At 44.6% G+C, this 11124-nt stretch carries 10 protein-coding genes; 2 read left to right on the top strand and 8 right to left on the bottom strand.

Annotation, left to right across the window (positions count from 1 at the left end; all coding sequences use genetic code 11):
- Nucleotides 1–159 precede the first annotated feature (159 nt).
- Nucleotides 160–408, top strand: a complete 249-nt coding sequence (locus OCU30_RS08000) for a YkgJ family cysteine cluster protein (RefSeq protein WP_077312392.1) — start codon at nt 160–162, stop codon at nt 406–408.
- Between the two features lie 68 nt (nt 409–476).
- Here the strand turns inward: OCU30_RS08000 and recR are convergent, their stop codons facing one another.
- The 5 genes from recR to OCU30_RS08025 form a co-directional block, all read right to left on the bottom strand.
- Nucleotides 477–1079, bottom strand: coding sequence for a recombination mediator RecR (gene recR / locus OCU30_RS08005; protein WP_077312390.1), 603 nt, complete (start codon nt 1077–1079; stop codon nt 477–479).
- A gap of 19 nt (nt 1080–1098) precedes the next feature.
- Nucleotides 1099–1431, bottom strand: a complete 333-nt coding sequence (locus tag OCU30_RS08010) for a YbaB/EbfC family nucleoid-associated protein (RefSeq protein ID WP_077312388.1) — start codon at nt 1429–1431, stop codon at nt 1099–1101.
- 77 nt (nt 1432–1508) lie between these two features.
- Nucleotides 1509–3614: a DNA polymerase III subunit gamma/tau gene (gene dnaX / locus OCU30_RS08015; protein ID WP_077312386.1), complete on the bottom strand. Its 2106-nt coding sequence runs from the start codon at nt 3612–3614 to the stop codon at nt 1509–1511.
- Nucleotides 3615–3635: 21 nt separating this feature from the next.
- Nucleotides 3636–4181 carry an adenine phosphoribosyltransferase gene (gene apt / locus OCU30_RS08020; RefSeq protein WP_077312384.1) on the bottom strand — a complete coding sequence of 182 codons (546 nt, stop codon included), beginning with the start codon at nt 4179–4181 and terminating at the stop codon, nt 3636–3638.
- A 432-nt stretch (nt 4182–4613) separates the two neighbouring features.
- Nucleotides 4614–5729 carry a response regulator gene (locus OCU30_RS08025; protein WP_077313634.1) on the bottom strand — a complete coding sequence of 372 codons (1116 nt, stop codon included), beginning with the start codon at nt 5727–5729 and terminating at the stop codon, nt 4614–4616.
- 241 nt (nt 5730–5970) lie between these two features.
- Between OCU30_RS08025 and OCU30_RS08030 the strand changes: the two genes are divergently transcribed.
- Nucleotides 5971–6846 carry a LysR family transcriptional regulator gene (locus OCU30_RS08030; RefSeq protein WP_077312382.1) on the top strand — a complete coding sequence of 292 codons (876 nt, stop codon included), beginning with the start codon at nt 5971–5973 and terminating at the stop codon, nt 6844–6846.
- 60 nt (nt 6847–6906) lie between these two features.
- On the opposite strand, the gene OCU30_RS08035 is transcribed toward OCU30_RS08030, so the two are convergent.
- The 3 genes from OCU30_RS08035 to fadI all read right to left on the bottom strand — a co-directional run bounded on the left by OCU30_RS08035 (nt 6907) and on the right by fadI (nt 11021).
- The gene (locus OCU30_RS08035; RefSeq protein ID WP_077312380.1) at nt 6907–7455 is read right to left on the bottom strand and encodes an NAD(P)H nitroreductase; all 549 of its coding nucleotides are present in this window, start codon (nt 7453–7455) and stop codon (nt 6907–6909) included.
- Nucleotides 7456–7581: 126 nt separating this feature from the next.
- On the bottom strand, nt 7582–9729 hold the full coding sequence (gene fadJ, locus OCU30_RS08040) for a fatty acid oxidation complex subunit alpha FadJ (RefSeq protein ID WP_077312378.1): 2148 nt from the start codon (nt 9727–9729) through the stop codon (nt 7582–7584).
- Nucleotides 9726–11021, bottom strand: a complete 1296-nt coding sequence (fadI, locus tag OCU30_RS08045; RefSeq protein ID WP_077312376.1) for an acetyl-CoA C-acyltransferase FadI — start codon at nt 11019–11021, stop codon at nt 9726–9728. The genes fadJ and fadI overlap by 4 nt, the downstream gene beginning before the upstream one ends.
- Between the last annotated feature and the right edge of the window lie 103 nt (nt 11022–11124).

Here is an 11124-nt window from a genome sequence, read left to right on the forward strand (position 1 = left end):
GCGCCCTTTATACCTAGCTTACTCATAAAGTGCAACCACTGCTCACTCGCTTATAAACAATAACAAGTGTCGTTCATTCGGCATCCAAGACTAGGCGTGCTGAAGTGTTTCTGCTAGGATGCCGCTCCTTAAATTTATTACGCAAGAATAGGTATCGTCATGGAATGTCGTTTAGGCTGCGGCGCATGTTGTATTGCCCCGAGCATTTCCTCTCCCATTCCGGGCATGCCAAATGGCAAGCCTGCGGGAGTGCGCTGCATACAGCTCAATCAAGATAACTTATGCCAGTTATTTGGTAAGCCAGAACGCCCTGCAGTGTGTAGTCAGTTTCAAGCAGATATTGAGATATGCGGACAAACCAGCACGCAGGCCATCGCGATTATTACCGAATTAGAGATAGTCACTTAGCGGTGTATGCGTCAGTGCCATAATATATGGTGGGAATAAAAAAAACCGCCTTCAAAAGCGGTTTTTTATTACGATAATTTGAGTCTACCCAGTAATGAGTGTGAAAGCGTCGTACCATCGACTAATTCCAACTCACCTCCCATCGGGACACCATGAGCAATACGACTAGCAGACACTTCATGCTCTCGGCACAGCTCGTTAATATAATGAGCGGTAGCTTCGCCTTCAACCGTTGGATTAGTTGCTAAGATCACTTCTTGCACATCACCACGTTGTAAGCGGTAATCAAGAATATCTAGGCCAATATCACTAGGGCCAATACCATCGAGCGGTGAAAGATGGCCCATCAGTACAAAGTAGCGGCCAGAAAATTGCCCTGTCGCTTCTAATGCTGCGATATCTGCAGGGCTTTCTACCACACAAATCTGCCCACTTTCTGCACGTTTATGGTTGTTACAGATATGACAAATGTCATCTTCGGTAAAAGTTCGGCATTCGCTGCAATGGCCTATCTCAACCATGGCTTTGTTAAGCGCATCGGCTAACTGTAAGCCACCTTTTCTATCGCGCTGTAACAAATGAAAGGCCATACGTTGAGCTGACTTAGGACCGACTCCCGGCAGACAACGTAAGGCCTCCATCAAATGCTCCAGCATAGGACTGGTTCGCATTATTTACCTTCTTATTCGATTAAAATGGCATTTTCATACCTGGTGGTAATTGCATACCGCCAGTCACAGAATCCATTTTCTCTTTTTGCGTTTCCTCAATTCGACGCGCAGCATCGTTAAATGCAGCGGCAATCAAATCTTCTAGCATTTCTTTATCGTCTTCCATCAAGCTTTGATCGATATCGACACGGCGGACATTATGGCTACCGGTAATGGTCACTTTAACTAGACCAGCACCGGACTCACCCGTCACTTCCATATTCGCTACTTCTTCTTGCATTTGTTGCATGCGATCTTGCATTTGTTGGGCTTGCTTCATGAGGTTGCCCATACCGCCTTTTCCACCAAACATTGTCATTCTCTCTGGTTAGTCTTGATTAGTTCAACATTAAATGGGGATGATTTTATTACTATTCAACCCCATATCGTTCAAATAGGCCTTACGCTATCTTCATCAAGTGTCGCATTAAAGCGGCGCTGGATAAATTGTACATTAGGATCAGAAGATAAGCTTTGCATGGCTTGTGAAAGTTTATTTTGATACAAACTCTCACGTAATTCTAATGGAGTTTCACCGTGTTCGCCGACCAAAACTGTAAGCTGGCATGTCTGCCCTAACGCAATGTTTAATGCAGTTAATAGTTCATCACGGGCTTTTTCAGTATTCAAATGAGCATGACTAGGCCGCAACGTTAATTCAATATGTTCCGCTTGCTGATGAAAAACAGAATTCAAAGCCAGTTGCTCAACTAACTTAGGCACAGTCAAACGTTGAATTAAGGCTGCCCACTCATTAAGGGCGGCGGCTTCTTGTGTAAGCTTATAACTCATTTCCCGCGTTTTTTCATGCTCTAGCGCTTTTTTCAGCTTCGTTGGAGTAACATCAGACTTAACAGTCGGTACAACGGGTTGACTTGGTTTCCATTGATAATCACGTTCATTCTCAACAGCTGTAGACGAATTATCAGGTGTCTCATTAGGCGACATCCATTGAGTATCGGCGGTTGGTTGGGCGCGTTGTGATACGCGATCCAATACCGACTCTTTAGATTTAGATGCCGCTACCGTCTTTTTTACGCGACCACCATCTTGCGTAGATGCCGTACCTTGACGTTTGGAGCGTAACTGATGACGCAGCCCACCTAGGCTCGATGCAGGTGCGGATGCAGCAGGCTCAGGCGCTTGTGGTGATACTTCCGATTGTGTTTGTGATGTTGTCGCTTGCTCGGTAGACGCCGGTTGTGTTATCGGTCTAGCATTCTGGACGTTACTCGTTGGCGCAGAGTGAGCGCTTCCCATCGAAGCTTGTGCTGACACGGCTTGTGTTGGCATAGTGTGAGATGGTGATGTAACCGATTCTGCCTCAGGGCTTGCCACTGGCGATACAGGTGAACCTGCTGGTTCTGGCGCCGGCGAGACTGGCGCAACAACGGATTCTATGGCGGTCTGCTTAGCGGGACGAAACGCCAACATGCGCAATAAAATCATTTCCATACCGACGCGTGCTGTCGGTGCTAATGCCAAGTCATCACGCCCTTTTAAAGCGATCTGGTAGTACAGCTGTACATCCTGTGGGGTCAGGACATTCGCAAGCTGCATCACCTTCTCAGCATCAGGGGACTGTTCATCTAACGTTGCTGGTAGCGCTTGATACATAGCAACGCGATGCAATTGAGTTGCCAGTTGTTGTAGCAAACCATCCCACTCGACACCATTTTCAGCGAGTGCTTGCAACCCGCTCATGATGCCTTGCGGCGTTTTACTTGCCACAGACTGCAAAAGATGCAATGCCTGGTCGGTATCCAATGTTCCCAACATATGAGACACCAAACTACCTTCTACACTGCCATTACCTAGAGCAATTGCCTGATCGGTTAAACTCAATGCATCACGCATACTGCCGTCAGCGGCATGCGCAATTAGAGATAATGCTTTATCGTCACTGAGGATATTTTCTTGCTGTAAGACACTCCCCAATTGCGCTTGAATCTGCTCAACCCCAATCGGCTTGAGGTTAAATTGCAAGCAGCGCGACAATACTGTCACTGGGAGTTTTTGTGGATCGGTTGTCGCGAGTAAAAACTTCACATATTCAGGAGGCTCTTCCAAGGTTTTTAAGAGCGCATTAAAGCTGTGCCTAGACAGCATATGCACTTCATCTATCAAATAAACCTTGAAACGTCCTCTTGCTGGCTTGTATTGCACGTTATCGAGCAACTCACGCGTATCTTCGACTTTGGTGCGAGACGCGGCATCGATTTCCAACAAATCGACGAATCGCCCTTCATCAATCTCACGACAAGCATCACACTGGCCACAAGGTGTGGCTGTAATACCATGTTCGCAATTCAACCCTTTTGCTAACAAACGAGCAATGGTTGTTTTCCCGACTCCACGTGTACCACTAAATAAATAGGCGTGATGGAGTCGGTTCTGTGTCAAAGCGTTCTCTAACGCAGTTAATACGTGAGCTTGGCCCACAACCTCATTAAACTGCGTTGGTCGCCATTTACGCGCGAGAGCAAGATAACTCATGAATACTTCCGTTTTTGGTGTTTAGTGACCGTCAAATTCACACAGACTGTAAACGTTCAGCCCTAAACTTTCCAGACGTTTATCACCACCAATTTCAGGCAAATTAATAACGAATGCAGCATGCTCAACAATACCGCCAAGATCGCGGATGAGTTTTGTTGTCGCTTCAATCGTACCGCCTGTTGCAAGCAAATCGTCAACCACAAGCACTTTGTCACCCGGTTGAATTGCATCAACATGAATTTCTAAGGTATCCGTACCGTACTCTAGTTCGTAAGACTGTGCCCTTGTCTCACGAGGTAGTTTGCCCGGCTTACGTACAGGCACAAAACCCACACCTAATTCCAACGCTAGCGGTGCCCCAAATAGGAAACCACGAGCTTCTGTGCCGACTACCTTAGTAAAACCCATCGACTCATATTTCTCAACAAACAGTTGAATAGTCGCCTGATAGGCTTTGGCATCTTCTAACAAGCTCATTACATCACGAAATAAAATCCCTGGCTTAGGGTAATCTGCGACGCTTTTGATACTTGATTTGATCAGTGAAAGAGTTTCGGTTGTCATAATTTAATTAACTTCGTTTGACACAATGCTCTCAGGTTACAAAAGCAATGTTAATTACGGTTAGTGGCCATTCATCTTAACGATTTACAGGCGCCAAAAATACAAACGCCCACTCGAAGAGTGGGCACACTTCCCGTTAATGCTAGTGATTTTCGCTACGCATAGCAACAATCTCGTGAGGGAGGCGCTGAATAAACCATCTGAAAATCATCTTTTCACGTAAAAAAACGCCGAAAAAAACACCGAAAAATAGGTAATATAAACTATAAAACATAAACTTAGAATAAAAATAAACACATGTATTCGTTTGGTTACTTTTAACGCACTTTCTATCGAAAAAGCATAAGCTCAACATTGTTTAACATTCGATATTAACGATGGCGCTAGTTAAACGATACACCTTAACCACGCCGTCACTGCGTAACCCTTATCTTAAATTTTTTCTTTCATATAAATATCAAACACAAAGTTACTGCTACCCACTTCACTAAGGGTAAGTTTACATGCCGTTTTTAACTGCAATTCAGTCACCATAAAGTTCTTCAAACAGTTACTACCAAGCTGTACATCCCCAGACACACTCACCTGCTTGATAGTATTAGACCATCGACACGATAAACCAGCAGGAAGGATGGATAGAGTACCATCATTAAAATTCACTAAACCAAACATGGCAGAGACTGGCGCAGTATGTTCTGTGCATTTAATTCCCCTCTCCACAATATCTGCAAAGTCTTTAAGATCGACACTCAAATTACGTGTATTTCTGAGGTAATCATAAAACAACGCGCGAACCAGTAAAGTGGTACCAACACCGTCATCCGGATCGCTACTAGAATCCACGATATAAAACATCATTTGCCCATTGATCAACCAGGAATAGTCAAACACCAACGGCATATTTTCTGTCGATTGTAATAGTCGGTAACTGCATTGCCATGCACCTTGTGCTGACTCGTTGTCAGGTAATAAAGCCTGTAACAACTCTCTGGCCGCATTAGGATGCTTATGCAAGTACTCTAGATGCCAATACAAATCACGCTCTTCTGCTAACGTTGTTTCATCGTCAACACGGTACCATTGACTAGAAAAATCTCGTTGATCAGCTTGAGTGTCCCTATTATCCGCTAAGGTATTTTCAATCGCACCACGTAAATGCTCATGATCACGAATCGGTTTTGGCAGAAAATCTTTGATCCCAAATCGCAGCGCTTTCGCTACTTGCGACATATCGTCGGTCGCAGAAATGATGATAAGCGGTAGAGATGGGTACTCTAAACTCACTTCTTCAACAAACTCCATTCCATTTAATACTGGCATCGACAAATCACACAGTATTAAGTCTGGGCAACGCTCAGAAAGCAGGCGTAGCCCTTCCAAGCCATTCTCGGCTTCAACGACTTCATAGCCATAGGAAACTAAAAAAGCTCGAGTCAAATGACGAAAAATTGGATCGTCATCCACCAGCATGATAATTTGGCCCTGAACGGTTTCTGGAGCTAGTTGTGTGGCAGTGTCGGCTTGTAGTCGAACATCAGCTTTGTACATATCTGTAACCTCACTATGTTCTTTCTCTAAAGAGATATTTTTATTTTTATAGGGTACTTTCATACTTCACCTATTAAGGTAGCTTTGAAATACGATTTATACAAATATTCCAGTTTTCCGTAAAGATGCATACTATATGTATGAAATATGACATATCATACATCGTATTGACATGCCTCAAGCAATAAATTTTGAGGTAGAGATAAATTAATCCACCCCAGTAAATAATGTGTCAGGAACTATGAAATTAGATGACCTCAACCTCTTTCGACTGGTGGTCGAAAATGGCAGCTACACGGCGACATCCCGTAAGACTATGATTCCAGTAGCCACCATTACCCGACGCATTCAGGCACTTGAAGATTCCTTAAATCTTAGATTGCTGAATCGTCATGCGAGAAAACTGTCGTTAACCGAAGCTGGGGAACGATTCTTTAACGAATGCTCTCCTTTACTCAATCGATTAGCCAGTATGACCGAAGAAATTACGGATGAATGTCGTGGCGCATCGGGTAAAATAAAAATTTCCGCCCCTTCAAACTTAACTAAACGCTTAATGATGCCGATGTTTATCGCGTTTATGCGACAATATCCCGACATCAACATTGAACTAACAACCAGTAATCATGCCGATCAACTTGATCCGACGGAATGGGATGTGATTTTTCGGGTTGGTCCACAACGTGATTCAAGCCTTATTGCCCGTAAACTTAGCGAAGTGAAAGACGTACTTGTCGCAAGTCCTGATTATCTCGCATTAAATCCTATTCCCTCTCACGCCGATGACTTACATCAACATTATCTACTCAAAGGTTACCCTTTAATTAAGTGGCATTTAACTAATAGCAAAGGGGACAATGTTGTCAATATGGACAAAGGGCGCTTTCAAGCTAATACGATTGATGTTGTCAGGCATGCATGCACACAAGGGCTAGGTATTGCACTCATGCCAGATATGATGTCAGAAGAGTATATTGAAGCTGGAACGTTGAAACGCGTACTCGATGATTGGTCTGCTAACCCCCGTGATATTTACATGCTGTATAACCACAAAGATCACTTGCCCGAAAAAGTTCGTCTCTTCATCGACTTCGTTATTGGATACGATTTAACCTAAAAACATGGATAAAAAGGGTCATCAAGACCCTTTCCATTTAACATAATAAATTACATATCTTTACAAATAGCTAACAAAGTCTTGGCTATTACGTTGTGGCACATCCAGCGGTTTCATTGCAGGTGATCCTAAATATAAGAACCCAACAATCTGATCGTTTTGCTCAAGATGAAAAGCATTTTTTACGTTCTCATTAAATATCCAACTACCACTGCGCCACATGCCTTGAAAACCTTGTGCTAATGCTGCCATCTGCATTGCTTGCACCGCGCATCCTGCCGATAAATGCTGCTCTAAAGCCGGAACCTTCTCGTGTGGTTTAACGGTCGCAATAACAGTAATCACCATTGGTGCACGCTTAGGTGCATTTTTGGCTTTATTAACTATAACTTCATCACTACCGGATTTGATTTCTGCTTCGGCAAAAATAGCGGATAAAGTATCTAAGCCTTCACCTTGCGCAATAACAAAGCGCCATGGCGTCAATAACCCATGATCTGGGGCTCGCAATCCTGCTTGGATAATATTTTCTAGTACTTCCCCATGAGGAGCAGGCTCCTTCAACTTCGCCATAGAACGTCGGTTTAGCAGCATTTCTAGTGCGTCCATAGTGCACTCTCCTTACAGTCATTATAAATACGCCGTCAGCTCATCACACATTGATCAGCTCGCGCTTTGAGAGTATCAATAAACTCAAGACTAGGTCGATACCCAGGTGATACTAATCCATTTTATCTAGCCATCATTCTTATTGTTATCTTGTGACACGAACCAGCGCTGTAAACCTTCACTCGGTAAATAATGCTCGCCATATTTTTGCGCATAACTGTGCATAAGTTCTAACAGCGAGTCCTTGCCAAAATGTTGCATATAATCAAATGGCCCGCCTAAAAATGGCGGAAACCCTAAGCCAAAAATCGCGCCAATATCACCATCTCGCTCATTGATGATCACCGCCTCATCCCAACACCGAGCCGCTTCATTTAACATCGGTAATAGGCAGCGCATCGCAATGGTTTCTGCCGTTAAATAGTTTTCTGGCGTGACATGCAACTGTGCATACAGTTTTTCGTTAACAACAACCTTACCTTTACCTTGATAATCATAAAACCCAAGCCGAGATTTTTTACCGAGCCACTGTTTATCTATCATAGTTTGCAAGATATTCGGCCCAACAAAACGCTCTCCTAACTCTTTTATCATCACAGGCATGACCTTATTACAAACATCAATACCCACCGCATCAAGAAGCTTAAATGGCCCCATTGGAAAACCAAATGCGGTCAAAGCCTGATCAATATCGGTAATCGGCTCACCATTTTCCAGCATCACTAATGCCTCGCGCAAAAATGGCGCCAAAATACGATTCACATAAAAACCCGCACTATCCTTAACAACAATTGGGGTTTTACCTTGTTGCCTCGCAAACATCACGACGCGTTCAATCGTCTGTGAGGAGGTACCCTGATGAGGTACAATTTCCACCAGAGGCATTTTTTCTACTGGGCTAAAGTAATGTAGGCCAATAATGTTTTCTGGGCGTTCAGCGCCCTCAGCGATTTGGCTAATGGGTATCGACGATGTATTAGAGGCAAAGATTACTGATTGGTCGGCCTGAGATTCGACCTCTTTAACCATGTTCTGCTTGATACTCAACTCTTCAAATACCGCTTCTATGATGAGCTGACATTGCTGCACTCCTTGCCAATCAACGCTTCCGGATAACCGCTGCATATAGGTATTCTGTTCACGCGGTGTCATTTTCTGCATCACAACTTTGTTTGCTAAGGTGTCGTGACAATGACGCAATGCCGCTAATACTCCCGAATGCTGAATGTCCTTAATGCGTACATTGGCTTCGGCTGCTGTCATACTGACATAACCAATTCCTGCCCCCATTAAACCGCCCCCCAATACCATTACCTGAGTAATGCTATTAACAGCGTCACTATTTTGTTCACGCTTAAGGGCCGTCGTTTGATGGAATAAACGCCGTAATGCCTGGGATTCAGGAGTCATAGCTAAACAGCCAAACTGGTCAGATTCTTGCTCAAGTCCAGTAGAAAACCCTGACTGAATACCGTGATAAAACACCTCTAAAATCGCTTTCGGCGCTGGATAATGTCCCGCCGTTTTTGTCAGCATTTTAGTTCGTACTTTAGCAATCACTTGTTTGGCTACAAAGTCTGATTTCACCATTAGACAATCGATCCAACGACTTTTATTCCATAACTGGCATTGCCAAGAATCAAGCGTGCGTTTTCGAATATGCTTAGTAAGCACGCTATCTTTAACTACTTTAAGTAATTGATGCTCTGAAACAACTTCATCAACCAAACCTAACTTATGAGCCTTTTTCACCGAAATCGTTTTACCTGTCATGATGAGGTCTAATGCAGGTAAGACACCAATTAATCGCGGTAGACGCTGCGTCCCTCCGGCTCCCGGAAGTAAACCTAAACGCACTTCAGGGAACGCAAAATTTGTCACTTTAGCATCACTACACACACGATAGTCGCACGCCAGCGCAAGCTCCAGCCCGCCTCCCAGACAAGCGCCATGAATAGCGGCAACCACTGGACACGGTAAATTTGCTAACCGTTGAAATACTTGCTGCCCTCGCTTGGCAATATCTTTAACTTGCTCAGCACTTTCGCATGCATCGATCATGGCAACATCAGCGCCAGCAATAAAATGATCCGTTTTAAGCGAATAGAGAATGACAGCTTGAGGCGGATTCACTTCCAGTTGCTGCAAAATCTCGGCGACATCATCAAACGCTTCGGCCTTTAGCGTATTCACTTTGGCATTAGGCACATCAACGGCGAGCCATACGACTTCCTGTGCATCTCGCGTATAAGAAAATCCACTCGTTTGTGTCATGCCTCTACCTCCAATATCATTGCTGCCCCTAGCCCACCTGCAGCGCAAGCCGTCGTGAGCCCAAGACCACCACCACGGCGCTTTAATTCATGCAAGGTTTGTAAGATCATCCGTGCTCCAGTGGCAGCAAAAGGATGTCCGTATGCAATCGAGCCTCCTAACACATTGAGCTTTTGTGGATCAATCTCGCCCACAGGCTTATCCCACCCCAATTGTTCCTTGGCAAATTGGCGACTGGCAAACATGTTTGTATTGGCCAGTACTTGTGCAGCAAACGCTTCATGCATATCGATCAATGTCAGGTCCGTTAACTGTAATCCACACCGCTTTAACACTTTAGGCGTTGCATACGCGGGCCCTAATAACAACGCATCTTGAGCCGATAACCCCGCAAACGCGTAGTCTTTTAAATAACCAAGGATGGGAATGCCTAACGCTTTCGCTTGCTTTTCACTCATCATGAGTAAAGCAGCAGCACCATCAGTCATCGGTGAACTATTCGCCGCCGTTACTGAGCCATGCTGGCGATCAAAAACGGGATTTAGAGATTGATAGTCAACCAATAAAGCGTCAGCTCTCAACGTATTATCACGTTCAATCCAATCGGTATAAGGTTTGGGGTACATGGTCATAACTTGAGAAGTAAGATACCCAGATTCCCATGCATGATGAGCTTTTTGATGTGATTGATGAGCAAAGTGATCTTGCTCTAAGCGAGATATACCGAAAGTCTTTGCCATTTTTTCAGCCGCTTGCCCCATGGTTTCTCCGGTGGAATATTCCGCAACCGCAGGCGGCACTGGCAGGTACTCTTTAAATCGTAACCCACGCAATTGTTTCGCTTTATCCCATAAGGTTTTTTGTTTATTCATGGCGAGTAAACGCTCGGCTAACGGTCGAGATAATCCAATCGGTAAAACAGAGCTAGAATCAGCGCCACCGGCGATCCCTGTCGTAATTCGCCCCTGCCAAATGGCATCCGCAATGTTGGCAACCGATTGAAAGCTTGTCGCGCAAGCACGAGTAACAGAATAAGCATCCGTCGTTACAGGCATCGCACTTCCAAGGACTATCTCACGGGCAATATTAGGAGCCGAGGGCATTTGAATGACTTGCCCGAAAACCAATTGCTCAATACGACTTGCAGCCACCGGCGAACGTAAAAGCAATTCATTGACGACATGTTGCCCTAATTCCAATGCGGTTAATGCTTTGAGCGACGTACCTTGCCGCGCAAACGGGGTCCGAAGTCCTGACACAAATGCTACTCGATCTTGTTGCTGAGTCACCATAACACTCCTTCCTTATGATAAGCGCTAAAGGTAAGTGTAATGACAACGAGACGCTTCGCCACTGCTGGGCTATCAAACATGAGCTCTGTGGCATAAAACGACA

Source organism: Vibrio palustris (assembly GCF_024346995.1).
Classification (GTDB): Bacteria; Pseudomonadota; Gammaproteobacteria; order Enterobacterales; family Vibrionaceae; genus Vibrio; species Vibrio palustris.

What these genes read in the sequence shown, in the direction of transcription:
- apt (WP_077312384.1), bottom strand. Translation starts at nt 4,181, where the DNA reads ATGACAACCGAAACTCTTTCACTGATCAAATCAAGTATCAAAAGCGTC.
- fadJ (WP_077312378.1), bottom strand. Translation starts at nt 9,729, where the DNA reads ATGACACAAACGAGTGGATTTTCTTATACGCGAGATGCACAGGAAGTC.
- dnaX (WP_077312386.1), bottom strand. Translation starts at nt 3,614, where the DNA reads ATGAGTTATCTTGCTCTCGCGCGTAAATGGCGACCAACGCAGTTTAAT.
- OCU30_RS08025 (WP_077313634.1), bottom strand. Translation starts at nt 5,729, where the DNA reads ATGTACAAAGCTGATGTTCGACTACAAGCCGACACTGCCACACAACTA.
- OCU30_RS08030 (WP_077312382.1), top strand. Translation starts at nt 5,971, where the DNA reads ATGAAATTAGATGACCTCAACCTCTTTCGACTGGTGGTCGAAAATGGC.
- OCU30_RS08000 (WP_077312392.1), top strand. Translation starts at nt 160, where the DNA reads ATGGAATGTCGTTTAGGCTGCGGCGCATGTTGTATTGCCCCGAGCATT.
- OCU30_RS08010 (WP_077312388.1), bottom strand. Translation starts at nt 1,431, where the DNA reads ATGTTTGGTGGAAAAGGCGGTATGGGCAACCTCATGAAGCAAGCCCAA.
- fadI (WP_077312376.1), bottom strand. Translation starts at nt 11,021, where the DNA reads ATGGTGACTCAGCAACAAGATCGAGTAGCATTTGTGTCAGGACTTCGG.
- recR (WP_077312390.1), bottom strand. Translation starts at nt 1,079, where the DNA reads ATGCGAACCAGTCCTATGCTGGAGCATTTGATGGAGGCCTTACGTTGT.
- OCU30_RS08035 (WP_077312380.1), bottom strand. Translation starts at nt 7,455, where the DNA reads ATGGACGCACTAGAAATGCTGCTAAACCGACGTTCTATGGCGAAGTTG.